The following is a 24,902-nucleotide window of genomic DNA, read 5'->3' on the forward strand; positions in this document are numbered from 1 at the left end:
ACGGAGGTGATTACTTAAGATAGCGTTGTATGGCCTGTGGGTACTCTGGGAAATAGCGTTCAATCACGCTTAAATCAAAGCTTCTCAAAATGCTGGTGTTCGATTCCCGGTCAAGTAAAAACTGAAACGAGGCACTGACCAGTTCTGCCACCGTTTGGCTGGCATCAAGCAATGGTTGGGCATAATCTGGCTTGACATTCACTTGATGTGAGGTGGTTTGTGTCCCATGCACCGTGACAGAAAATGAATTGGGACTGGTCTCAGTCACCTCAATTGTTGCCATCATTGCCTCCCCAGACACATCGTTCAAACAGTATAAATTGTTATGTTGGCAGAGGCCAGTGAAAGTAATATGAAAAAATCAGCGATGACCAGCGCGCTGGCGTGCGCCTTTCGTAAAGGCGAGCAAATACAAGGCTCTGCCCGGTCATGACGTTGGTTCGCATTCTAAAAAGAATAAAAATTTAATCGCGATCCTGGGTGTTTTTGTATTTTTTCTGCTGGACTCCACCTCGTCCATGCCATAGCACTTAGATAAACGGGGTGGGCGGCACTGATTAAGGCCGACCAGCGGCAATGCACACTCACCGCCTGCCATGCTGGGGAGCACTTTTACCTTGCATGCAAGCGGCGAAGGCACTCGCCTTTGCTTATTTCAACAAAATGATACGGTTGATCTGCCCCAATCGATACGCGGTTTTGCTCAATTTGCCCCCTTTCAGTGCAAGGGGCCGAATCGGGCAGGGTGGGATACGCCGTCCATCTTCGAGTAAGGTGTCGTCCTCAGCCGTGGATTGCCAGACACCGCCATTCACTGGCCGGAATTGCCAGCGGATATACCCAACTTTGGCACCGAGGTACAACATTTCGTCACGGTCTGGGGCATCGCTGACCAGCAGTTCGTCTTCCAGCACTTCATCATATTTACCAAACGCCTGTTTGCAAGCCAGCGCTTCCTGCTCGCTGGCGCCGACCCAGGTGCAAGCGCGGTGCTCTTCACGTTGCACGTCCCAGGCGCCCAGTTGCCAGGCCGCGTCCAGCACGGCTTCGTCGACCACTTCCGGTTGCCGCCAGCGGTCATTGATTTGCAAGGCCGAGCCAGGCACTGGCTGCAGCGTCGGTTTAAGCATGGGGAGGGCGGGCGTCGGCTGTTTGCGAAAGCCATGCCAATGCAACATGAGCAACACCGGGGTATCTGCCCGCGGGACGGCGGTCAAGGTGACTGCATATAGCGGCAGTTTCATGACCTGCATTTGCTCGATTAACGTGTGAAATAGATTCATACACTACGCTCCTTACCTGACATCAGAACAAAGAATGCTGCGTTACAAAATAACTAGCAAAAACTATGCAAATAAATCGGTTTTAATTGGCTGAACAACGCCTTGTTTATTGGCCTCAACGCCGCAATACGCTTGCCAGTCATGGTTTTAAATGATGGTTTGTCATAGATCACCGCCTGTTTCACAATCTCCCCTCTTGAAAAACGGTTTTTGCTTCCCCATCTAGGGTTAAATTTTGTGTTTAACCCTGTTTTTTGGAGGATCTGTCATGACAACTGCGACAGCAGAATCGCAATCCAAGCAGACCATGGGCTTTCAAGCCGAGGTCAAACAATTACTGCAATTGATGATTCATTCGCTCTATAGCAATAAAGAAATTGTGTTGCGCGAATTGATTTCAAACGCTTCTGACGCGGCTGACAAGTTGCGTTTTGAAGCCATCTCAAATGCTGCTTTGTATGAAAATGACAGCGAGTTAAATATTCGAGTTTCATTTGATAAAGCAGCCCGCACGCTGACCATTTCTGATAATGGTATCGGCATGCGCCGTGAAGAAGTGATCAACAACATTGGTACCATTGCCAAATCTGGCACCAAAGAATTCTTTCAGAACCTCACTGGCGACCAAGCCAAAGACGCCAACCTGATTGGCCAGTTTGGTGTGGGTTTTTACTCCAGTTTTATCATTGCCGATAAAGTCACCCTGATTACCCGCCGCGCAGGCGAGAGTGAAGCCGTGAAGTGGGAGTCGCACGGTGAAGGCGATTTCACCATTGAAGCGACTGAAAAAGCCGGTCGCGGCACCGATGTGATTTTGCATCTGCGCGAAGGCGAAGACGAGTTTTTAAACGACTGGAAACTGAAAACCATCGTCCGCAAATACTCTGACCACATCACCCTGCCGATTGTGATGAAAAAATCAGAATGGAAAGACGGCGAACAGGTCCCCACCGATGAGGACGAAACCGTTAACAAAGCTTCTGCCTTGTGGGCACGCAGCAAAAACGACATTAGCGAAGAAGAGTACAACGAGTTTTATAAACACGTTTCGCACGACTTTGAAAATCCGCTCGCCTATACCCACAGCCGCGTAGAAGGCAAGCAAGAATACATCTCGCTGCTCTACGTGCCAGCCAAAGCGCCGTTTGATTTATACGACCGTGATCGCCGCCAGGGCATCAAACTGTATGTGAAACGTGTGTTTATTATGGAAGACGCCGAGAAACTGATGCCACAATACCTGCGCTTTGTGCGTGGCGTGATTGACTCCGCTGACCTGCCACTCAACGTCTCGCGCGAGATTCTGCAAGACAGCCGCGACGTAGAAGCGATTAAAAACGGCTCAGTGAAAAAAGTGCTGGGCCTGCTGGAAGACTTGGCTGAAAATAAACCCGAAGACTACGCCAAGTTCTGGGGACAGTTTGGCCGCGTGCTTAAAGAAGGCCCCGGCGAAGACTTTGCCAACAAAGACAAGATCGCCAGCCTGTTGCGCTTTGCCTCTACCCACGCGGATACAGAGGAGCAAAATGTCTCGCTCAAGGCCTACATTGAGCGCATGAAGCCCGAGCAAGAGGCCATTTACTACATCACGGCCGATACCTTTGCGGCCGCGAAGAACTCTCCACACCTGGAAATCTTCCGCAAAAAAGGCATTGAAGTGTTACTGATGTCCGACAAGGTAGATGAATGGTTACTGGGTAGCCTGACCGAGTTTGAAGGCAAAAAACTGCAGTCGATTGCCAAGGGTGACTTAGACCTCGGCAAGCTGGAAGACGAAGCTGACAAAGAAGCCCAAAAACAGGTTGAAGAACAAGCCAAAGATCTGGTCGAGCGCATTAAAACCGCGCTGGGCGAGAGCGTGAAAGAAGTGAAAGTCACACACCGCCTGACTGATTCCCCCGCTTGTTTGGTGGCTGGTGAGCATGACTTGTCAGGCAACCTGGCACGTATCCTCAAAGCGGCTGGCCAAAAAGCGCCAGACAGCAAACCGATTTTAGAGATTAACCCGACCCACCGTTTGGTTGAAAAACTGAAAGCGGAAAGCGATGATGCTAAGTTTGCCGATTATGCGCATGTGCTGTTTGATCAGGCGCTGCTGGCTGAAGGTGGTCAGTTGGAAGATCCGGCTAGTTTTGTGAAGCGTATGAATAGCTTGATTTTGTAGTTGTTTGATTTACCAGTATTTGAAAAGCCACCTAAGTAAGGTGGCTTTTTTATATTCAGCTCTTAACGTATTGTATTTTGAACATCAATAAAAGCTTCCCCTACTTCTTTTACGTAGTTATTAATTACCTTCAAAAAGAGAAGTGAGTCTTGGTAGTCCAGTTCGTGAGATTCATCTTCCATGTAAGTAGTTATAAAGATTGAGGTTATTTGAGCTAAACTAATTGCCATAAAATGCGCGGGTTCGGTTAGCCCCGAATTTGATTGCCCCACAAGTAGCATGTCGTTTTCAGCATCAGACATTCCGTACAAGTTGCTCATTTCATAGTAATCAGCATGTATATTTCGGCTTGCCAACTTGTAGTTATGTGACCATTTATCCAATTCTACATGCTCCCTTAGTTTTTCTATTTTAGATGCCCCGGCGTATTTTCTAGCCCAATGCCAACCAGAGTCGCCATTCGTGATTTCTTGTTTTTGTTTATTTGCAAAATCTATTTCTTTTTGAGAGAAAGTCTCTAAACCCATTGCATTTGCAGTTTTGTGATGCTCATTTATGCCTTCAGCGTTTTTAACAATTCCATACTTGATATAATCTATAGCAGCTGGCCGACCATACTTTTTTATGAGTAAACATACGATAACTATCTCATACAAAGTGCGCCAACGAGCAATCGCTCCGTCTGGATATCCACCTTCTAGTAGGTGAATTATTTCTGAACTTATACGGCATGCATTAGCATGCTGACGCATTAGCACACCTATTAACTCGTCAGTTTGATACTGATCGTATTTGCAAAATTGTTTTTGAAAATTCATTCCAGCTTGAAGTGCAGTTTCCCTTAGTGCATGCAATTTCTGAAAGGCAATAGACCACTTTTCTCTATTTCTTTTTATGAACTCATCATTTTCTGAGACAACTTTAGATACTTTCTCTTTTTCATGTGAATGGATATCTTCAATAATCGCGTTGGCGGTAACGTCAATAATTGTTTCATAATCAGGATTGCTGTCGTTTTCCTTGAGTTGTTTTTTAACCTCTTCTAATAGATCTTCAAACATGATTCGCATTGCTCCTGACTCAAATAATTGTTTCAATACCTATCAATCTTAAGACATTCTTACCATCATGGAGCAAACCAAGAGCCAAGTAGGGTGAGCAACTTGTTGCCCACGCGTTCAATCCCGCTCAAATTGACTCAATGTATCCTTAATTAAGCTCTCCTTCATAAAAGCCCGCATCGCGGGCTTTTATGTTTTTAAGTTATAAATATATTTTTATATATTATTTATTGGAATTTTAAACGCTTGATATATTGCAATCCAACAAGGTTCTTGAAGGATTGAGATGTATCAGTGGTCAAAGATTATTCCGGTAGCGGTCGTTTTTTCGTTTGGTAATGCGTGGGCGACCGATGGTTATTTTTCGCATGGCTATAGTGTTCGCTCTCAAGGCGTCGGTGGCGTAGGCATTGCCCTGCCGCAAGATGCGCTGGCAGCTGCAACTAACCCTGCGGGCATGGGAAAAGTCGGGAGTCGTGTGGATGCTGGCGTGACTTGGTTCCGGCCTGTGCGTGAATCGGAAATTGAAGGCAGTGGCGCGCCAGGAGCCAATGGGACTTACAAAGGCAATGATAGACAGAATTTCTTTATTCCAGAGTTAGGCTATAACACACAGTATTCTGAGGATGTGACGCTGGGCGTGAGTGTTTACGGTAATGGCGGCATGAATACCGATTACAAAAAGGGGATTCCGCTGTTTAACAGTAATGGTCGCCGCACGGGCGTGGATTTGGCGCAGGTGTTTGTGGCGCCGACTGTGACCTGGAAGGTGCAGGAGCATCACACGCTGGGCGTGTCTTTGAACTTGACCTATCAGCGGTTTGAGGCCAAAGGCCTGCAAAACTTTAGCAATCAGAGTAGTTCAGCTGCTAACCTGACGAATAACGGGCATGATGATTCTTATGGGGCGGGCGTGCATATTGGCTGGCTGGGTGAGATTACGGATGCCGTGACGCTGGGGGCCACTTATCAGAGCCGTACTTACATGAGCCGGTTTGACAAGTACAAGGGCTTGTTTGCCGAGCAGGGGGATTTTGATATCCCCTCCACCTATGGCGTGGGGGTAGCTGTGAAAGTGACGCCGGCGCTGACCTTGGCGGCGGATTTTCAGCGCATCAATTACAGTGAGGTAGATTCGATTGGTAACGCCTCTTTATCTAACTTGAGCAATGGTTTGGGTAACGATAATGGCGCCGGGTTTAACTGGCAGGATGCCAAGGTGTATAAAATCGGTGCGCTGTATCAATATAGCCCGGCGTTGATTTTACGTGCAGGCTATAACCATGTCGATCAGCCGATTAGAGCCGGCGATACGCTGTTTAATATCCTGGCGCCTGGCGTGGTGAAAGATCATGTGTCGATTGGCGCGACTTGGGTGCTGAGTCCGCAATCCGAAGTCTCGTTTGCTTACACGCATGCCTTTGAAAATACGGTGCGTGGTCAAAACTCGATTCCTGCTGGATTTGGTGGAGGGGACGCCAATGTGCGCATGTATCAGGATGCACTAGGCGTTGCTTATACCTGGAAACTTTAGTTTTCGTGCTTCTCTCTGCCGGGGTCGGCAGTATAATTCAAAGCCACAATGAGAATTTTGTGGCTTTTTTTATGTCTGACACATTCTTGCTGTAGGCTTGCTTTTTGCTTTTGCTAACTGAAAGCAATTCAATGAATCAAACTCAAGGGGAAGATGCATGACTGCCAATGTGAAAAAAACACCTAAATCCAAGACACCCGTAGAAGCTGCGCAACCGGTTGAAGAGTTTTTGCTGGAGCAATTGCCTATCCCCCAGGCGTTGCGTAACCACCTGACTTTTTCTATTGGTAAATCAAACTCTTGGGCCACGGCGCGGGACTGGTATCAAACCGCCGCTTTTACCGTGCGCGACCACTTGATGAGCCGCTGGGTGAATACACGTGATGCTTATCGCGACGCCAATACCAAGCGCGTTTATTATTTATCTCTGGAGTTTTTGATTGGCCGCATGCTGTCAAACGCCGCACTGAATTTGGGCATTGCACCCGATCTAAGCGGAGGCTTGCAGGAGATTGGCCAAAAGCTGGAAGGCGTGGCCGAGATGGAGCCCGATGCGGCGTTGGGTAATGGCGGCCTGGGACGCTTGGCTGCCTGTTTTGTCGACTCGATGGCGACCATGGATATTCCGGCTACCGGCTATGGCATCCGTTACGACTATGGCATGTTTAGGCAAACCATCGAGAAGGGCCAGCAAAAAGAAAATCCTGATAACTGGTTGCGTTATCAGAATATCTGGGAGATTCAGCGCCCCGAGCATACTTGCGAGGTGAAGTTTTATGGCCGCGTGTTGCATGTACACACCGAACGTGGCGTGGAACATCACTGGGTCGATCATGAATCGGTGGTCGCCATGCCTTATGACGTACCTGTGCCTGGCTATGGCACGCAGACTGTGAATAATCTGCGCTTATGGTCTGCCAAGGCTACCAATGAGTTTGACTTGAAATCGTTTAACGAAGGTAACTACGAAAAATCGGTAGAAGGCCGTCACGGTGCCGAAACCATCTCGCAAGTGCTCTATCCAAATGACACCTCCGAGTCGGGCAAGGTGTTGCGCCTCAAGCAGCAGTACTTCTTTGTTTCTGCTTCTACACAGGATATTTTGCATCGCTTTACCAATTACAACTCCGATTGGAACACCTTGCCTGACAAGGTCTCCATTCAGTTGAATGATACCCACCCAGCGATTGCCGTGGCCGAAATGATGCATCAATTGGTCGATCATTATCACTTGCCTTGGGACCGTGCGTGGACGCTGGTCACCAAAATGTTTGCCTACACCAACCACACCTTGATGCCAGAAGCCCTGGAAACCTGGTCGGTGGACATGTTCGGACAATTGTTGCCTCGTCATCTCGAGATTATTTATGAGATCAATCACCAGTTTTTGCAAATGGTGAATCAGCACTTCCCGGGTGATACCGGCTTGTTGCAGCGTGTGTCCATTATTGACGAAACCCACGGCCGCCGTGTGCGCATGGCGCATCTGGCGATTGTTGGTAGCCATACCGTGAACGGCGTGGCCGAGCTGCACAGCGAGTTGTTGAAAACCACGCTGTTTGCTGACTTCAACAAAATTTATCCTGGCAAGTTCACCAATGTGACCAATGGCATCACGCCACGCCGCTGGTTGAACCAGGCCAACCCTTTGCTGACAGAATTGCTGACCAAGCATATTGGCACCGGCTTTCAGAAAAACCTGAGCCTGATCAAGCAGATCGAACCGTTTGCGGACAATGCGGCGTTCAGAAAAGCGTTCCGCGAAGTGAAAAAGGCCAATAAGCAGCGCCTGGCCGACAAGATTTTGCAGAAGACGGGTATTGCGGTCAGCGCAGATGCCTTGTTTGACGTGCAAATCAAGCGTATTCATGAGTACAAGCGCCAGTTGCTCAATGTGCTGCATGTGATCACGCTGTATAACCGGATTCGTAGCGGTCATGCCAGCCATCACACGCCACGGGTGATCATTTTTGCAGGCAAGGCGGCGCCTGGCTACTGGTTGGCCAAGCAGATCATCCGCCTGATCAACGATGTGGCGGTGATGATCAATAACGACCCGGCGGTCAAAGACCAGTTAAAAGTGGTGTTTTATCCTAACTACGAGGTCAGTGCGGCAGAAATCCTGTTTCCGGGCGCCGACTTATCCGAGCAAATTTCTACCGCAGGTACCGAGGCCAGTGGCACCGGTAATATGAAAATGGCGCTCAATGGGGCCTTGACCATAGGTACGCTGGATGGCGCCAATGTGGAGATCATGGAAGAGGTCGGCAGTGAAAATATCTTTATTTTTGGCCTGACCACACCAGAAGTGGCGCAGCTGAAAGCCAGCGGCTACAACCCGTGGGATTATTACCACGGCAATGCCGAACTCAAGCAGGTGATTGATATGATCGCCAATGGCTATTTCTCGGTAGAGGAGCCATCACGCTACCAGGCCATTATTGATACCCTGTTGCACAAAGGCGATCAATACTTGTTACTGGCCGATTATGCCGCGTATGTTACCGCGCAGGAGAAAGTGGCTGCCCTGTATCAAGATCAGGAAGCCTGGTCCCGTATGGCGATTTTGAATGTGGCGCGGATGGCCAAATTCTCCAGTGACCGCACTATCGGTGAATATGCCGAACGTATCTGGAATGTGAAACCGTTCAAAGCGTAAGCGCCCGGCTTTTGCGCAAGCCCACACAAAGCAAGTCCGCTGGACTTGCTTTGTGTTTTCTGGGTACACTGCGCTCAACTTGATGAGAGAACGAACAGCATGAAAATGAAAGCCAAGGTGATATTGACTGCACTGCTCCTGAGCAATGCAATCGGGATGCAGGCGCAGGCATTGGACCTGAAGGCGCTGGGCGACATGGTGGAAAAAGAGGTAAACAGTGCTGCCAGTGGCCGTAGCGAGAGCGGGGCGGTGAGCCAGCTCAGCGAAAAGGAAACCAGTGATGGCTTGAAACTGGCGCTGAGTCAGGGCGCCAGCAAGGCGGTGAGCATGCTGGGGGCGACGGATGGCTTTATGGGTAACCAGGACGTCAAAATTCCGCTGCCGGATTCATTAAAGAAAATCGAAAAAGGCATGCGCATGATAGGCATGGGCAGTCAGGCCGATGATTTGGTGCTGAAAATGAATCGTGCCGCAGAACAAGCCGTGCCAGAGGCAAAGGCCTTGTTGCTAAATTCGGTCAAGCAAATGTCTCTGACTGATGCCAAAGGGATTTTGACGGGTCCGCAAGATGCTGCCACGCAATACTTCAAGAAAACCACCGCAACTGACATGGCGGCCAAGTTTTTGCCCATCGTGCAAAAAGCCACGGCTAACGTGAAACTGGCAGATACTTACAACAAGTATGCTGAAATGGGCAGCCAGTTTGGCCTGATCAAAAAAGAAGATGCCAATATCAACCAGTATGTGACACAAAAGGCACTGGACGGCGTCTACCTGATGATTGCCAAAGAAGAGGCTGCGATCCGTCAGGATCCGGTAGGGCAAGCCAGCAATCTGCTGAAAAAGGTCTTTGGCGCGGTTGCGCAATAACTCTGTTTGGTCCGGCCTAGCGGTTACGGGGCCGGGCTGACACAATTTGTTCATCTTGGCTTAATCAAGTCGTCATGATCTGCATCTATCCTGCGTATTAGTCGCAGGTGATGCATATGATCAGAGAAACTCATTCAACTCAAACATTCGTGGTTTGGCGTTTGCTGGATGGCAAACCAGGACATCAGCATCAGTCGCAAGGACTGGTTCAGGCCTTGCAGGCCAGATTAGCGCTACAGGTCTTTGATCTCCAGATCAAGGACGCGGGTCACGGCTGGTTGTCGTGGTTGCTGGGGCAATGGCCGGCAGGCGAGGGCTTGCCTGCACCGGATCTGATTATCGGCGCCGGTCATGCGACCCATGCCCATATGCTGGCTGCCAAACGTGCGTATGGCGGCAAAACTGTTTGCATGATGCAGCCTAGCCTGCCAGCCGAATTGTTTGATGTGTGTCTGATCCCCGAGCACGACCAATATCGCGGATTTGCCAGCTTTATTGAGACCCGTGGGGTGATCAATCACATCCAGCCTGCCAGCAAAGTGCAGCAAACCGAGCAGGTCCTGATCATGGTCGGCGGGCCAAGCAAACATTTTGAATGGGATGAGCTGGGCGTGGTGGCGCAAGTCTACGACCTGGTACGCAAGCATCCTGATCAGCATTACGTATTGACCACCTCCAGACGTACGCCGGCCAGTTTTATTTCGGCCATGCAGCGTGTCCGCCTTGCCAATCTCGAAATTGTGGCGATCACAGACACCGGGCCAGGCTGGTTGCCAGCCAAGTTGGCAACGGTTTCTGCGGCTTGGGTGACCGAGGATTCTGTTTCCATGGTGTATGAGGCGCTGACAGCACAGGTTGCCGTCGGCATCATTAATCTGACCGCCAAACGTGCCAGCCGGGTCAGTCGCGGCATCGAAAAACTCATAGACCGCCAACTGGTCACGCGTTATGACCCTTATGGCTTGTATCGCCAATTTATGCGTCCGGTGCTGGGATTTAATGAAGCCAGCCGTTGCTGCGACTTGTTACTGGCCCATTTCAACCGTCCTGCATCCAGCCGTCTGGTCTCACGATTAATCTAGTTGTTGAAGTCTGCTTTTGCGAAAACTCACGGTTTTACAAGTGCTGCCCGCCTTGCAATCTGGCGGTGTGGAGCGCGGCACCCTCGAGGTGGCCGCAGCACTGGTGGCACAAGGGCACCGCTCGCTGGTGATGTCTGCGGGCGGGCGCATGGTGGCCGAGCTGGAAGCGGCTGGCAGTACACACCTCACCTGTCCGGTCGGACGTAAGTCATTACTGACCTTGTTATGGATTCCCAAATTACAACGCATTTGGCGGCACATGCAGGTAGATATTGTCCATGTCCGTTCGCGCTTTCCAGCCTGGGTGGTCTATTGGGCCTGGAAAACCATGCCACGTGCAGAGCGTCCGCGCTTGGTGACGACCGTGCATGGGTATTATCGGCCAGGCCGGTATAGCCGGGTCATGACCGCAGGCGAGCAAGTGATAGTGATTTCAAAAACCATACAAGCCTATGCGCAAACGCATTACCAGCTTGAAAACCATAAAATGACGCTGATCTACCGCGGGGTGGATACCACTCAGTACTTCCCAGGCTACCAGCCAGAGGCGGACTGGAAGCAGCAATGGTTTGCCCAATATCCGCAGACCCAGGGCAAACGCCTGCTATTACTCCCGGCCAGAATTTCGCGCTGGAAAGGCGCGGAGGATTTTGTCGAGCTGGTGGGGGTGGTTTGTCGTCAACATAAAGATATTCATGCTTTGCTGGTGGGGGAGGTCGATACTGGCAAGCAGGCATTCGCAGCGACTTTGCAACATCAGATTGCGCTGGCCGGCCTGAGCGATTGCGTGACGATGACGGGTTATCGCAAAGACGTGAAAAATATCATGGCGATTTCCGAGATCGTCTATTCGCTGTCTTTAGCACCTGAGGCGTTTGGACGGACCACGCTGGAGGCATTGAGTCTGGGTGTGCCGGTGATTGCGTATGATCATGGCGGCGTGGCGGAGCAAATGGCGGCCTTATTACCGGAAGGGGCTGTGCAAGTGGGCAATATTGCTGAAGCGGCGATTCTGACCCTGAATTGGCTGGAGGAGCGGCCTGCGGTGCGCCCGAATACTCTGTTTACTTTAGCCGACATGCAACAGAAAACGCTGGACGTTTACCAGCGCGTCATGTCTCAGCCTTTGGATGTGAACACATGATGTTTGCACGTACAATGTTTAAAGTCTGGCCTTCAGGATGGGCAGACAGCACTGCGGTGCGGATGCCGCCGGGCTTGGCTTGGGCTTGTACCTTGCTGGCGGTGATGATGATCGCCTGGAGTCCGTTTTCTGGCGGGGCCCGATTGCCCACCGCTTTGCTGGCCATGGTAGGCGTGTTTTTATGCTTTAGGTCGGGAGTGGCAATATTCAGGCAGTCTGTAGTGCGTCGCTGGAGTGCAGTCTTCTTGCTGCTATGGTTGCCGATGTGGCTGTCGTGCTTGCAGGCTGAACATCCCCAAGCCAGTTTGGCGGCGATAGCCTGGTTTAGCCTGCTGTATTTTGCAGCGCTCCCATTATTGCTGACATTCCAGGTGACCCGCTATCGCCAGCTGTTTGCGCAATGGGTGACGGGCATCATGCTGTTGTGGATGCTGGATAGCAGTATTCAATATCTTTTCGGCGTCGATCTGCTTGGTATTGCCAAAACACCGGAAGGCCGCATTACCGGCATGTTTCATGACTTGCACCAAGGGATTCTGATGTTACCTATGTTGCCGCTGCTGTTTTATCACTGGTTGCCCCAGCGTCCCTGGTTGGCGTGGGGACTGGTGCTAGGCGTTGGCGTGGTGGTGACGCTCTCTGGTGCCAGAGGATACTTGTATATATTTTTGCTGATGTTGTTACTGGCCTTGTGGCAGCAGCGGGCAAGCTGGAAAGTGTGGGCCGCGGTACTTTGTATGCCCTTGCTGGCTGTGGCATTGGCTGGTGCGTTGAGCCCGCAACTGGCCAAATATAAACTGCAGCATACGCAGGCGATTGCGGATACGCAGCAGTCGACGTTTGACCGCGTGAATCATGCGTTAAGCTACCGCCTCAATTTGTGGGAAACCGGGCTACACATGTGGCAGGCGCACCCGCTTACCGGTGTCGGCAGCAATCACTTCAAGCGTGTTTATGCCGAGTATGCCACGCGCAGTGATGACCCTTTTGTGGCTCACCCTACCCATACGCATAATATTTATGTTGAGTGGCTGGCCGAAACCGGCCTGGTGGGTGGCATCGGCCTGATCGCGATTATGGGGTTATGTGTGGCCTGGTTCAGGCAAGCGGCGCGTCCGCTACAACAGCAAGCCTGGCCTTATGCCTTACCACTGATGGTGATTTATTTTCCACTCAACACCACGCAACCCATGCTGGTGCCTTGGTGGTTTCCAGTGCTCATGCTATTGGTCTGCCTCATGATTGCAAGTCTGCAAAGGGATCAGGATGCACAAGCAAGCTAGGCTAAAGAGTTATCTGGATGCTGACTGTCTGTCGGATTCACTCGATCAGACTGTGGTCTGCGATTTGCCCGCCCGTCAGGAGATCAAACGCATCTTGATCATCAAGTGGGGCGGTATGGGCGATATTGTCATGAGCACAGCCGCCATCGAAGATATTCACCAGGCGTTTCCACAGGCTGTCTTGCATTTAAATACCTTACCAGCCTGGCAGTCCCTGTTTGCAGATGATCCTCGATTTGAGCGCATCTGGTGCTTGAATCTGCAGCAAAAATCAGGGCGTTGGCGTATTTACCGGCAGTGGCTGGCTGAAGTGGCAGCCATGCAGTATGACTTGATCATTGATTTGCAAACCAATGATAAAAGCCGGCTGTTACTGAGCCTGTTGCGATTGAGTGGTCGCGCGCCCAGGTGGCTGTTGGGCAATCATGCGCGCTTTCCTTACACGGTACGTCAAATTCATGCATTGTCGCAAGCGCATAGTTTTCAAATCTTGCAGCAGACCTTAATCACAGCAGGCATCCCCGCCCTAACCAATGGGCCAACATTGGCCGTGAATCCAGCGGCGCAAACGGCTGCCCAGCAGTTGTTAAGCCAGCATGGGCTGACGTCTCAGCCTTTTGCGGTATTTTTATGTGGTAGCCACGCCGGGATGGCGACCAAGCGCTGGGGCGCCGAGCACTATGCTGCGCTGGTGGCACATTGTATTGCGCGTGGGGAGCGTGTGGTATTGCTGGGCGGGCAAGATGAGGCCGAGACGTGTCAGCAGATTGCCAGCCGTCATCCTGCGCAGGTGGTGAATTTATGCGGGCAAACCAGCTTGCTGGCCGTGCCCGCTATTTGTGCGCGGGCGCAATATATTGTTGCTAACGATACCGGAACTGCACATTTGGCGGCAACCACCCCTACGCCCATGGTGGTGCTTTGTGGGCCGACCAATCCACTGCGGGTCAAACCGGTAGGCGCGCAAGTTGTCGCCTTGCAACTCGATTTGCCTTGTAAAAACTGCTATACCAAGCAATGCAGCCATCACTCCTGCATGCGACAGTTGACGCCCGCGCAGGTATTCCCTTATTTGCCAGAAGTGAAGCGCCATCATGCCTAAGGTGATTTGGTGGGGGCGTTCAGACCTCAATTATTCCCGCAACCGTATCAGTCGGCAATTGCTGCAGGCCTTGGGCTGCCAGCTCATCGACTTCAGGCCACATCTGAGTGGCTGGGGGGGTGTTGAAGCGCAGTTAAAAGGCCTGCCTACGCCCGACCTGGTGTGGGTGCCCTGTTTCAGGCACAGAGATGTTGAAGCCGCCAGCCGCTGGGCGCGCAGACGCGGTGTGCCGCTCGTATTTGACCCCTTGATCAGTGCCTGGCAAAAGCAGGTGTATGAACGGAACAAGTTTGCTGAGCAGAGCCCGCAAGCACAGCGCTTGCTCAGCACCGAGACAAAGTGCTTGCAGTTGGCGGATATGGTGTTGCTGGATACGGCGCTGCAACAGCAGATGTTTATTGAACGTTTTGGCTTGTCAGCAGAAAAAACCGCGGTGGTCTATGTAGGCGCGGAGCAGCCACTGTTTTCGCCGGTGTCGCTGGTTAAGCCCCGACCCCTGAGCACAGAAGTCTTGTTTTATGGCAGCTTTATTGCGCTACATGGGGTAGAAACGGTGATTGAAGCCGCCAGACTGACGGCGGCTCAACCGCATCTGCGTTGGGTGTTGTTGGGCGATGGCCCGACCAAGGCGGCGGCACGGCAGCAAGCGGCGGGCTTGGCTAATGTGCATTTTGAAGACAGTTTGGCCTATCCCAATTTGCCAGGCCGGATCGCCAAAGCGGATATCGTGCTGGGCGTGTTTGGCGGCTCGCAAAAGGCCGCGCAGGTCATTCCTAATAAAGTGTTTCAGGGCCTAGCCTGTGGCCGTCCCGTCATTACGCGCAACAGTGACGCTTATCCGGCGGCGATGCCCAACGGACCATTGAGCGGTTTATGGCAGATCGAGGCAGCCAATCCTGCCGCCCTGGCCGATGCGGTCATGCAATGCGTGAATAGCCAGCAGGACAAAAAATTGGCAGCACGTACTTTATATACGCAGTACTTTTCGCCTGCGCAGTTAGAACAGCAACTCAAAGAGGCGCTGGTCAGACTCGGCTTGTCCTTTGAGTGCAGGTAAGACAGCCCGATGACCAGCGCTCAACCCCGCATCCTCATGATTACGCTGTCCAATATTGGGGACGCCATCCTGACGACGCCGGTACTGGCAGCCCTGCATGCGCACCTGCCAGAAGCGCGCATAGACCTCGTGAGTGATGTCCGTTCTTCAGCCTTGTTTGACCCCTGTCCTTATATTGACCGTATTTTCGTGCGCGACAAACGTTCAGGCTGGGCGGGCTATGTGCAATTGATTCGCTTGTTGAGAAAAACCCGGTATGACGTTCTGGTTGATCTGCGCACGGATTTTTTGCCCTATCTGCTGCGGGCAAAGCAAGTGTTTAAAAAACGTTCCAATGCCAGCACCATGCACCTGCACTCAGCAGAAAAACATTTGGCGGCCGTGCAGACGTTAGTCGGCGATCTGCGGCCCAACGCAACCTTGTGGGCCAGCGAGCAAGATCATGCCTTGGTTGCAGACCTATTTCCCATGCTGGGCCAAGGGCGCTGGTTGGCGATCGGGCCGGGCGCAAATTTTGCCGGTAAAATCTGGCCAGTCGAGCGTTATGCAGCGGTGGCCAATGCGCTTGCAAATGCAGTCTCTGGCGTGGTGTTGCTGGGTTCGCAGGCGGATGCCGCCCTCGCACAACGCTTTGTTGCACTGGCTCAGCTGCCTGTGCAGGTGGCGTGCGGACGATTAAGCTTGCCGCAGTCTTATGCCTTGCTGCAAAAGTGTGATGGCTATCTTGGCAATGACTCCGGGCTCGGGCATATGGCCGCCGCGGCGGGTTTGACGAGCCTGACCTTGTTTGGCCCGGGTTCGCCGGTCCGTTATTTGCCCTGGTCTCCACAAGCGCACTTTATTCAAGATGCACAACAGGATATTCTCGGGATTGGTGTAGCGGCCGTGGTGGCTCGTCTGCAGGGCTTGTTGGCCGAGATGACTGTCGATGCCCAAGTCCAATCTCATATAGGCTCCTCTGATTCAAGGTCGCCCAGCGCTCATAAAAACCATTAGTCTTTACCATGATCAATCACACTCCCAGCGCGTATGCGCAACTGACCCGGCTCATGGCCTATCTCAAGCCTTATTGGGCCACTTTTTGTCTGGCGCTGGTTTGCCTAGTAGTCTTGTCCGCCAGTAATACCGGTTTTCTCAGTACCATCAAGCATGTGACGGATGAAGGGTTCACCACGCAGACACAGACCTATGCGCGCTTGACGCTGGCAGCGATGCTTGGTGGCTTGTTGTTGGTGCGTGCATTGGCAGGCTTTGGCTCCAATTACCTGATCAGGATTGTCGGCCGCCGCGTCATCGAGGATGTACGCAATCAGGTTTTTGCACACATGCTGAAGCTGCCCACCAGTTTTTTTGATCAGCACGCCATAGCCAATATCACTACCAAAATGACGTTTGACTGCGAGCAGTTATATAGTGCGGTCACCAAAGTCATTATCTCCTCCATTCGCGATAGCTTGACCATTATTGGCATCGTCTCTTATATGCTTTATCTGGACTGGAAACTGACGCTGGTGTTTTTGCTGCTGTCGCCGCTGATTGCCCGATATCTGAAAAAAATGACGCCTAAATTGCGTAACTCTGGCCGGCAGGTGCAAGCCAGCATGTCAGACATGACACAGGTGATTGAAGAGGCCGCCAGTGGACAGCGCGTGGTCAAGGTGTTCAGTGGCGAGCAGTATGAGTATGAACGCTTTAGCCATATCGTTGCCACTAACCGGCAAATGATGGTCAGGTTAGGGCGCATCTCTGGTTTAAACAGTATGTTTGTCGAGATGTTAGCGGCCGTTGCATTAGCCATGGTGATCTATTACTCCGCTGGCCAGTTTACCGCCGGTGAGTTTGCGGCTTTTATTGGCGCCTTGCTCATGCTGATTGGTCCGGTGAAAGCGATTACCTCTGTGAATGAAGATGTGCAAATTGCGATTGCCGCCTGCCAAAGTGTGTTTGCCGTGCTGGATACGCCTGCCGAAAACAATCAGGGTCAGGTGGTTTTGGCTGAGCCCATCCGCCAAATTCGCTTTGAGCAGGTCACTTTTCAGTATCCGCACGCGAACAGTCCGGCGCTAAAAGAGCTCAACCTGACCATCCATGCTGGTGAAACGGTGGCCTTGGTTGGCATGTCAGGGGGCGGCAAGTCTACACTGGCGCATTTGTTGCCCCGTTTTCATGAGGTGCAACAAGGGCAGTTACTGATCAATGATCTCCCTATCCAGCAACTGGCGCTGGCTGAGCTGCGCCAGCAGTTTGCATTCGTCAGTCAGGAAACCGTCTTGTTCAATGACAGCATTTACCACAACATTGCCTACGGCAGTTTACGTGGGGCCTCTAAAGAGGCGGTGATTGCAGCAGCAAAGGCGGCACATGCCTGGGAGTTCATCGAAAAACTGCCACAACAACTGGACACGCATATTGGTGACAGGGGCTTGCGGCTCTCCGGCGGCCAACGTCAAAGACTGTCGATTGCGCGCGCCATGCTTAAAAATGCCCCCATCTTAATTTTGGATGAAGCGACGTCCGCGCTCGATAATGAATCCGAACATAACGTGCAGGCCGCACTGACCCAGCTCATGCAGGGCCGAACTACCATCATGATCGCGCACCGCCTCTCCACCATTCAGCATGCCAGTCGAATAATCGTCATGGATGGTGGTCGTATCGTTGAAGAAGGTGTGCACGAGCAACTCATGCAGGCCGGCGGCAAATATGCCACGCTCTACCATCTCTATGGAAAAAGCAAATAACAGTTGACACCGTTTTTGAAAGTTTGCTATAGTCTCACCTCTCGACGCAACACATGTTTTATTAGTCGATTCGGACGCGGGATGGAGCAGTCTGGCAGCTCGTCGGGCTCATAACCCGAAGGTCACAGGTTCAAATCCTGTTCCCGCAACCAAGCAAAAATACGTTTTAAAATTAAATGGATTTGATGCTTGACCGAACGAAAAACCTCTGTATAATGCGCGCTTCGCTTGAAACGTTGGAAGTTAAAACGGAAGAGCGAAAAGCCTTCGAGGCACTGTTCTTTAAAAATTAGGATGACTGATAAGTGTGGGTGTTTGTAGTTGGGTGTGAACGCATTTGATGCGTAAAACTCAGAAAATACAAATGCTTACGCTTAGATTTATGACAAGTATGTACAGTGTAGTTTACACACATACCTTGAAATGAATTTGAGATATAGCGAAATCGAATACCGCCTCTTAATTGAGGTAAAAAGTAATAGTTAGGAATTAAACTGAAGAGTTTGATCCTGGCTCAGATTGAACGCTGGCGGAATGCTTTACACATGCAAGTCGAACGATGAACCTTAGCTTGCTAGGGGGATTAGTGGCGAACGGGTGAGTAATATATCGGAACGTACCTTGTAATGGGGGATAACTAGTCGAAAGATTAGCTAATACCGCATACGCCCTGAGGGGGAAAGTAGGGGATCTTCGGACCTTACGTTATAAGAGCGGCCGATATCTGATTAGCTAGTTGGTGGGGTAATGGCCTACCAAGGCGACGATCAGTAGCTGGTCTGAGAGGACGACCAGCCACACTGGAACTGAGACACGGTCCAGACTCCTACGGGAGGCAGCAGTGGGGAATTTTGGACAATGGGCGCAAGCCTGATCCAGCCATTCCGCGTGAGTGAAGAAGGCCTTCGGGTTGTAAAGCTCTTTCGCAAGGGAAGAAAACTTACACAATAACACTGTGTGAGGCTGACGGTACCTTGATAAGAAGCACCGGCTAACTACGTGCCAGCAGCCGCGGTAATACGTAGGGTGCGAGCGTTAATCGGAATTACTGGGCGTAAAGCGTGCGCAGGCGGTTTTGTAAGTCAGATGTGAAATCCCCGAGCTCAACTTGGGAACTGCGTTTGAAACTACAAGACTAGAATATGTCAGAGGGGGGTAGAATTCCACGTGTAGCAGTGAAATGCGTAGAGATGTGGAGGAATACCAATGGCGAAGGCAGCCCCCTGGGATAATATTGACGCTCATGCACGAAAGCGTGGGGAGCAAACAGGATTAGATACCCTGGTAGTCCACGCCCTAAACGATGTCTACTAGTTGTTGGTGGAGTAAAATCCATGAGTAACGCAGCTAACGCGTGAAGTAGACCGCCTGGGGAGTACGGTCGCAAGATTAAAACTCAAAGGAATTGACGGGGGCCCGCACAAGCGGTGGATTATGTGGATTAATTCGATGCAACGCGAAAAACCTTACCTGGCCTTGACATGCCACTAACGAAGCAGAGATGCATTAGGTGCCCGTAAGGGAAAGTGGACACAGGTGCTGCATGGCTGTCGTCAGCTCGTGTCGTGAGATGTTGGGTTAAGTCCCGCAACGAGCGCAACCCTTGCCATTAATTGCCATCATTGAGTTGGGCACTTTAATGGGACTGCCGGTGACAAACCGGAGGAAGGTGGGGATGACGTCAAGTCCTCATGGCCCTTATGGCCAGGGCTTCACACGTAATACAATGGTCGGTACAGAGAGTTGCCAACCCGCGAGGGGGAGCTAATCTCAGAAAGCCGATCGTAGTCCGGATTGTTCTCTGCAACTCGAGAGCATGAAGTCGGAATCGCTAGTAATCGCGGATCAGCATGTCGCGGTGAATACGTTCCCGGGCCTTGTACACACCGCCCGTCACACCATGGGAGTGGGTTTTACCAGAAGTAGTTAGTCTAACCGCAAGGGGGGCGATTACCACGGTAGTATTCATGACTGGGGTGAAGTCGTAACAAGGTAGCCGTATCGGAAGGTGCGGCTGGATCACCTCCTTTCTAGAGAAGATCACCTGTCTACAAGCATTCACTCTTATCGGTCATCTTAAAAATAAGCAGCAACAAAGATTTAGGCAAACCGCCTTAGGGTCTGTAGCTCAGCTGGTTAGAGCACCGTCTTGATAAGGCGGGGGTCGTTGGTTCGAGCCCAACCAGACCCACCACCGAATATTGGGGGATTAGCTCAGCTGGGAGAGCACCTGCTTTGCAAGCAGGGGGTCGTCGGTTCGATCCCGTCATCCTCCACCAACGACTTGGTGTCTTTGTTGCGGTTTAGAGATTAGAAGCAAGCGTTATTAATTGATGTTTGATTAAATGTTTGCTTCTGGTTTTTAAACGTTAGTTTAAAAAACTAAGACTGCTCTTTAACAAAATGGAAGAAGTAAAGGAATATAGGTTGTGTGATGACAACTTATATTCAATGGGCGATATTATTTTTTAACCGGAAATAATATCGATTGATTGCAAAATCATAAATATATTAAACGCAAGTTGAGACGTTTAGATTGTTGAGTAATCAATAATCTAAGCAAATCTAACGAGGTTTGATAGTGCTTTAGAATTACCTGTAACGCGTGTCTCATGCACGACGAAATCTAGATTTAAAAAGGGTTTAGGTTTTAACGTTATAGGGTCAAGTGAATAAGTGCATATGGTGGATGCCTTGGCGATATCAGGCGATGAAGGACGTGATAGCCTGCGAAAAGCTTCGGGGAGCTGGCAAATAAGCTTTGATCCGGAGATGTCCGAATGGGGAAACCCGGCCGTAAGGTCATTCTCTTCTGAATATATAGGAAGAGTAAAGCGAACCTGGAGAACTGAAACATCTAAGTACCCAGAGGAAAAGAAATCAACCGAGATTCCGTAAGTAGTGGCGAGCGAACATGGAACAGCCTGTTACTTTTAGCAGACGCGATAGTAGAACGGAATGGAAAGTCCGACCGTAGTGGGTGATAGTCCCGTATACGAAATCCCGTTTGTGGAACTAGGGTAACGACAAGTAGGGCGGGGCACGAGAAACCCTGTCTGAACATGGGGGGACCATCCTCCAAGGCTAAATACTCGATATCGACCGATAGTGAACCAGTACCGTGAGGGAAAGGCGAAAAGAACCCCGGGAGGGGAGTGAAATAGATCCTGAAACCGTATGCATACAAACAGTGGGAGCCTCGTAAGGGGTGACTGCGTACCTTTTGTATAATGGGTCAGCGACTTACATTCAGTGGCAAGCTTAACCGATAGGGGAGGCGTAGAGAAATCGAGTCCGAATAGGGCGTCTTAGTCGCTGGGTGTAGACCCGAAACCAAGTGATCTATCCATGGCCAGGATGAAGGTGCCGTAACAGGTACTGGAGGTCCGAACCCACAAATGTTGAAAAATTTGGGGATGAGCTGTGGATAGGGGTGAAAGGCTAAACAAACTTGGAGATAGCTGGTTCTCTCCGAAAACTATTTAGGTAGTGCCTCGTATATAACTCTCGGGGGTAGAGCACTGTTATGGCTAGGGGGTTCATAAGAACTTACCAAACCATTGCAAACTCCGAATACTGAGAAGTTCAATTACGGGAGACAGTCCATGGGTGCTAACGTCCGTGGACAAGAGGGAAACAACCCAGACCGACAGCTAAGGTCCCAAATGACGTGCTAAGTGGAAAACGAAGTGGGAAGGCATAGACAGCCAGGATGTTGGCTTAGAAGCAGCCATCATTTAAAGAAAGCGTAATAGCTCACTGGTCGAGTCGTCCTGCGCGGAAGATGTAACGGGGCTAAGCACGTAACCGAAGCTTCGGATGCCAGTTTACTGGCATGGTAGGAGAGCGTTCTGTAGGCCTGCGAAGGTGTACTGTGAGGTATGCTGGAGGTATCAGAAGTGCGAATGCTGACATGAGTAGCGATAAAGGGAGTGAAAAGCTCCCTCGCCGAAAGCCCAAGGTTTCCTGCGCAACGTTCATCGGCGCAGGGTGAGTCGGCCCCTAAGGTGAGGCAGAGATGCGTAGCTGATGGGAAACAGGTTAATATTCCTGTACCTATATACAATGCGATGTGGGGACGGAGAAGGTTAGGTCAGCCGGGTGTTGGATGTCCCGGTTCAAGCGTGTAGGTTGGTTCTTTAGGCAAATCCGGAGAGCTAAGACTGAGACGTGATAACGAGTCTGCTTGCAGACGAAGTGATTGATACCATGCTTCCAAGAAAAGCCACTAAGCTTCAGTTGTATAAGACCGTACCGCAAACCGACACAGGTGGGCAGGATGAGAATTCTAAGGCGCTTGAGAGAACCCGGGAGAAGGAACTCGGCAAATTAGCACCGTAACTTCGGGAGAAGGTGCGCCCCGGTAACGTGTATAGACTTGCTCTAGAAGCGTGATGGGGTTGCAGTGAAAAGGTGGCTGCGACTGTTTAATAAAAACACAGCACTCTGCAAACACGAAAGTGGACGTATAGGGTGTGACGCCTGCCCGGTGCTGGAAGATTAAATGATGGGGTGCAAGCTCTTGATTGAAGTCCCAGTAAACGGCGGCCGTAACTATAACGGTCCTAAGGTAGCGAAATTCCTTGTCGGGTAAGTTCCGACCCGCACGAATGGCGTAACGATGGCCACACTGTCTCCTCTCGGGACTCAGCGAAGTTGAAATGTTTGTGAAGATGCAATCTCCCCGCGGCTAGACGGAAAGACCCCATGAACCTTTACTGCAGCTTTACATTGGACTTTGACAAGATTTGTGTAGGATAGGTGGGAGACTATGAAGCGGTGTCGCCAGATATCGTGGAGTCATCCTTGAAATACCACCCTGATGTTGTTGAGGTTCTAACCTAGGTCCGTAATCCGGACTGGGGACCGTGTATGGTAGGCAGTTTGACTGGGGCGGTCTCCTCCCAAAGAGTAACGGAGGAGTGCGAAGGTAACCTAGGTACGGTCGGAAATCGTACTGATAGTGCAATGGCAAAAGGTTGCTTGACTGCGAGACGGACAGGTCGAGCAGGTGCGAAAGCAGGTCATAGTGATCCGGTGGTTCTGTATGGAAGGGCCATCGCTCAACGGATAAAAGGTACTCTGGGGATAACAGGCTGATTCCTCCCAAGAGTTCATATCGACGGGGGAGTTTGGCACCTCGATGTCGGCTCATCACATCCTGGGGCTGTAGCCGGTCCCAAGGGTATGGCTGTTCGCCATTTAAAGTGGTACGTGAGCTGGGTTTAAAACGTCGTGAGACAGTTTGGTCCCTATCTGCCGTGGGCGCTGCAAGTTTGAGGGGACCTGCTCCTAGTACGAGAGGACCGGAGTGGACGCACCTCTGGTGGACCAGTTATCATGCCAATGGTATAGCTGGGTAGCTAAGTGCGGAAGAGATAAACGCTGAAAGCATCTAAGCGTGAAACTCGCCTCGAGATGAGACTTGCCTCTGGCTTTAAGCCAGCTAAAGAGTCGTTCAAGACCAGGACGTTGATAGGTCAGGTGTGGAAGTGCAGTAATGCATTAAGCTAACTGATACTAATTGCTCGTGAGGCTTGATCCTATAACCTTAAAACTTAGACTAAAATCTAAGCCAGGTGTAGTTCAAAGCAATATGATTTGGCAATCATCTAGAAATAAGAAACACAAGTTGTTTCATACCCTGCCCATTGATGCTTGAAAAAGAAAAATCCTTTACTTCTTCCAATTTGTTAAAGCAGGCTAAACATATGTTTAGCACCATGCATAACATTACCAGTTATGTTTGGGGACAATAGCAGTTTGGAACCACCCCTTCCCATCTCGAACAGGGCCGTGAAACGAACTTGCGCCAATGATAGTGTACTCTTCGTATGCGAAAGTAGGTCATCCCCAAGCTCCTATTCTAAAAAGCCCTCGGCAGCAATGTCGGGGGCTTTTTTATTGCCTGTATCCGGCAGGCAAATGAAATTCAGGCAGAAAAAAACCCGGTGCAAGCACCGGGTTGAAGTGTCTATTAAGATCAACTCAAAATAGACTGCCATGAAAACTTAAGCGCTGCACTGCAGCGTAAAATATAATTGACACCGCTCAAGCGGTTGTTGATCTGTTGCTTCTCCCTCTTTTACAAACATCTTAAAAAATACACAGGCGTATGTCATTGACCCAAGTGGGCTATCAAGAAATCTCAGCAAGAGTTTCAGCGGAATAGACGTGTGAGCATAAAGCCTTAAAAGAGACATGTTAAAATGACACGATGTCTCAATACCATGTCTTAATCCCCAGTGCTGGTCGTGGTTCGCGTATGCAATCATCACGACCGAAACAGTATTTACCATTGAATGGTGAGCCGCTGTTGAAGCATGTAATCCAGACATTTGAGTCGTTTGCAGCCATCGGTAGCATTTCGGTGGTTATCGCAGAGGATGATCAGGACTGGCAACCGGCTTTACTTGCGGGATGCCAGAAAACACGCGTGCTGCTGTGTGGTGGCGCGACTCGCGCTGAAAGTGTGCTAAACGGATTGCGTGCCCTGAATACTCAAGTTCAGGCGCGAGACTGGATTCTGGTGCATGATGCCGCGCGGCCTGGCATAGATCATGAGATGCTATTACGGTTAATAGACAGCGTAGGTGATGAGGATACGGGAGCGATTCTGGCTTTGCCGCTGGCCGATACGCTAAAGCGTGCCGGGACGCAGACCACGATTGCAGAGACCATCCCGCGTAATCATTTATGGCAGGCTCAAACGCCACAAATGTTCAGATATGCGGAGTTGCAATCTGCGCTCAGTCACTCGATCGAAAAACAACCTACCGATGAAGCGCAAGCTATGGAGTGGATGGGGCATCACCCAAAACTAGTCCAAGGTAGCCTTAAAAACATGAAAGTCACTTATCCTGACGACCTGCAAGTGGTTGCTGCGTTGATGCAGATGAGCCAGTCATAGAAAGCAAAAAGT

Annotated in this window: 15 protein-coding genes, 3 tRNA genes and 3 rRNA genes; 18 read left to right on the forward strand and 3 right to left on the reverse strand. The window is 50.7% G+C overall.

All coding sequences use genetic code 11. From position 1 onward, the window contains the following. Positions 1-10: 10 nt before the first annotated feature. Both AACH41_RS03435 and AACH41_RS03440 read right to left on the reverse strand, forming a co-directional pair. Entirely contained in the window at positions 11-286 is a 276-nt protein-coding gene (locus AACH41_RS03435; RefSeq protein WP_228518934.1) for a hypothetical protein, read from the reverse strand. Between the two features lie 364 nt (positions 287-650). Further along, a complete protein-coding gene (locus AACH41_RS03440) occupies positions 651-1,283 on the reverse strand; it encodes a diguanylate cyclase (protein ID WP_275356776.1) in 633 nt (210 codons plus the stop codon). 268 nt (positions 1,284-1,551) lie between these two features. Here AACH41_RS03440 and htpG point away from each other — a divergent pair, with 268 nt between their 5' ends. Next, positions 1,552-3,447 (forward strand): molecular chaperone HtpG, encoded by a 1,896-nt coding sequence (gene htpG / locus AACH41_RS03445; RefSeq protein ID WP_275356777.1) that lies wholly within the window; start codon positions 1,552-1,554, stop codon positions 3,445-3,447. A gap of 62 nt (positions 3,448-3,509) precedes the next feature. Here the strand turns inward: htpG and AACH41_RS03450 are convergent, their stop codons facing one another. Beyond that, positions 3,510-4,508, reverse strand: coding sequence for a DUF5677 domain-containing protein (locus AACH41_RS03450; protein WP_338656754.1), 999 nt, complete (start codon positions 4,506-4,508; stop codon positions 3,510-3,512). Positions 4,509-4,794: 286 nt separating this feature from the next. Between AACH41_RS03450 and AACH41_RS03455 the strand changes: the two genes are divergently transcribed. The 17 genes from AACH41_RS03455 to ispD all read left to right on the forward strand — a co-directional run bounded on the left by AACH41_RS03455 (position 4,795) and on the right by ispD (position 24,890). Further along, a complete protein-coding gene (locus AACH41_RS03455; protein WP_338656755.1) occupies positions 4,795-6,042 on the forward strand; it encodes an outer membrane protein transport protein in 1,248 nt (415 codons plus the stop codon). 157 nt (positions 6,043-6,199) lie between these two features. After that, positions 6,200-8,701 carry a glycogen/starch/alpha-glucan phosphorylase gene (locus AACH41_RS03460; protein ID WP_338656756.1) on the forward strand — a complete coding sequence of 834 codons (2,502 nt, stop codon included), beginning with the start codon at positions 6,200-6,202 and terminating at the stop codon, positions 8,699-8,701. A 99-nt stretch (positions 8,702-8,800) separates the two neighbouring features. Next, entirely contained in the window at positions 8,801-9,571 is a 771-nt protein-coding gene (locus AACH41_RS03465; RefSeq protein WP_338656757.1) for a DUF4197 domain-containing protein, read from the forward strand. A gap of 116 nt (positions 9,572-9,687) precedes the next feature. Further along, positions 9,688-10,653 carry a mitochondrial fission ELM1 family protein gene (locus AACH41_RS03470; RefSeq protein ID WP_275356784.1) on the forward strand — a complete coding sequence of 322 codons (966 nt, stop codon included), beginning with the start codon at positions 9,688-9,690 and terminating at the stop codon, positions 10,651-10,653. A 16-nt stretch (positions 10,654-10,669) separates the two neighbouring features. Continuing rightward, complete coding sequence (locus AACH41_RS03475; RefSeq protein ID WP_338656758.1) at positions 10,670-11,797, forward strand: glycosyltransferase family 4 protein; 1,128 nt, start codon at positions 10,670-10,672, stop codon at positions 11,795-11,797. Continuing rightward, positions 11,794-13,080: an O-antigen ligase family protein gene (locus AACH41_RS03480; protein WP_313987290.1), complete on the forward strand. Its 1,287-nt coding sequence runs from the start codon at positions 11,794-11,796 to the stop codon at positions 13,078-13,080. The genes AACH41_RS03475 and AACH41_RS03480 overlap by 4 nt, the downstream gene beginning before the upstream one ends. Then, complete coding sequence (locus AACH41_RS03485; RefSeq protein WP_338656762.1) at positions 13,064-14,182, forward strand: glycosyltransferase family 9 protein; 1,119 nt, start codon at positions 13,064-13,066, stop codon at positions 14,180-14,182. The genes AACH41_RS03480 and AACH41_RS03485 overlap by 17 nt, the downstream gene beginning before the upstream one ends. Continuing rightward, complete coding sequence (locus AACH41_RS03490; protein ID WP_338656764.1) at positions 14,175-15,239, forward strand: glycosyltransferase; 1,065 nt, start codon at positions 14,175-14,177, stop codon at positions 15,237-15,239. The genes AACH41_RS03485 and AACH41_RS03490 overlap by 8 nt, the downstream gene beginning before the upstream one ends. 9 nt (positions 15,240-15,248) lie before the next feature. Further along, positions 15,249-16,235, forward strand: coding sequence for a glycosyltransferase family 9 protein (locus AACH41_RS03495; protein WP_338656766.1), 987 nt, complete (start codon positions 15,249-15,251; stop codon positions 16,233-16,235). An 8-nt stretch (positions 16,236-16,243) separates the two neighbouring features. Further along, positions 16,244-17,980, forward strand: a complete 1,737-nt coding sequence (gene msbA / locus AACH41_RS03500) for a lipid A export permease/ATP-binding protein MsbA (RefSeq protein ID WP_338656768.1) — start codon at positions 16,244-16,246, stop codon at positions 17,978-17,980. A 75-nt stretch (positions 17,981-18,055) separates the two neighbouring features. Then, positions 18,056-18,132, forward strand: a tRNA-Met gene (locus AACH41_RS03505). A 339-nt stretch (positions 18,133-18,471) separates the two neighbouring features. Further along, positions 18,472-20,010: ribosomal RNA gene (locus tag AACH41_RS03510) — 16S ribosomal RNA — on the forward strand. Between the two features lie 87 nt (positions 20,011-20,097). Beyond that, positions 20,098-20,174: transfer RNA gene (locus AACH41_RS03515), tRNA-Ile, on the forward strand. Between the two features lie 9 nt (positions 20,175-20,183). Then, a tRNA-Ala gene (locus AACH41_RS03520) sits at positions 20,184-20,259 on the forward strand. A 383-nt stretch (positions 20,260-20,642) separates the two neighbouring features. Beyond that, positions 20,643-23,525 (forward strand): 23S ribosomal RNA (locus tag AACH41_RS03525). Positions 23,526-23,725: 200 nt separating this feature from the next. After that, positions 23,726-23,839: ribosomal RNA gene (gene rrf, locus AACH41_RS03530) — 5S ribosomal RNA — on the forward strand. Together the 16S, 23S and 5S rRNA genes with 3 tRNA genes alongside form the textbook arrangement of a ribosomal RNA operon. 358 nt (positions 23,840-24,197) lie before the next feature. Further along, positions 24,198-24,890 carry a 2-C-methyl-D-erythritol 4-phosphate cytidylyltransferase gene (ispD, locus tag AACH41_RS03535; protein WP_338656769.1) on the forward strand — a complete coding sequence of 231 codons (693 nt, stop codon included), beginning with the start codon at positions 24,198-24,200 and terminating at the stop codon, positions 24,888-24,890. Positions 24,891-24,902 lie beyond the last annotated feature (12 nt).

This window comes from Methylophilus sp. DW102, from assembly GCF_037076555.1.
GTDB lineage: Bacteria > Pseudomonadota > Gammaproteobacteria > Burkholderiales > Methylophilaceae > Methylophilus > Methylophilus glucosoxydans.

Coding starts and splice junctions, on each gene's coding strand:
- ispD (WP_338656769.1), top strand. CDS start 24,198: ATGTCTCAATACCATGTCTTAATCCCCAGTGCTGGTCGTGGTTCGCGT.
- AACH41_RS03480 (WP_313987290.1), top strand. CDS start 11,794: ATGATGTTTGCACGTACAATGTTTAAAGTCTGGCCTTCAGGATGGGCA.
- AACH41_RS03440 (WP_275356776.1), bottom strand. CDS start 1,283: ATGAATCTATTTCACACGTTAATCGAGCAAATGCAGGTCATGAAACTG.
- AACH41_RS03495 (WP_338656766.1), top strand. CDS start 15,249: ATGACCAGCGCTCAACCCCGCATCCTCATGATTACGCTGTCCAATATT.
- AACH41_RS03450 (WP_338656754.1), bottom strand. CDS start 4,508: ATGTTTGAAGATCTATTAGAAGAGGTTAAAAAACAACTCAAGGAAAAC.
- AACH41_RS03465 (WP_338656757.1), top strand. CDS start 8,801: ATGAAAATGAAAGCCAAGGTGATATTGACTGCACTGCTCCTGAGCAAT.
- AACH41_RS03435 (WP_228518934.1), bottom strand. CDS start 286: ATGATGGCAACAATTGAGGTGACTGAGACCAGTCCCAATTCATTTTCT.
- msbA (WP_338656768.1), top strand. CDS start 16,244: ATGATCAATCACACTCCCAGCGCGTATGCGCAACTGACCCGGCTCATG.
- AACH41_RS03470 (WP_275356784.1), top strand. CDS start 9,688: ATGATCAGAGAAACTCATTCAACTCAAACATTCGTGGTTTGGCGTTTG.
- AACH41_RS03460 (WP_338656756.1), top strand. CDS start 6,200: ATGACTGCCAATGTGAAAAAAACACCTAAATCCAAGACACCCGTAGAA.
- AACH41_RS03485 (WP_338656762.1), top strand. CDS start 13,064: ATGCACAAGCAAGCTAGGCTAAAGAGTTATCTGGATGCTGACTGTCTG.
- AACH41_RS03455 (WP_338656755.1), top strand. CDS start 4,795: ATGTATCAGTGGTCAAAGATTATTCCGGTAGCGGTCGTTTTTTCGTTT.
- htpG (WP_275356777.1), top strand. CDS start 1,552: ATGACAACTGCGACAGCAGAATCGCAATCCAAGCAGACCATGGGCTTT.
- AACH41_RS03490 (WP_338656764.1), top strand. CDS start 14,175: ATGCCTAAGGTGATTTGGTGGGGGCGTTCAGACCTCAATTATTCCCGC.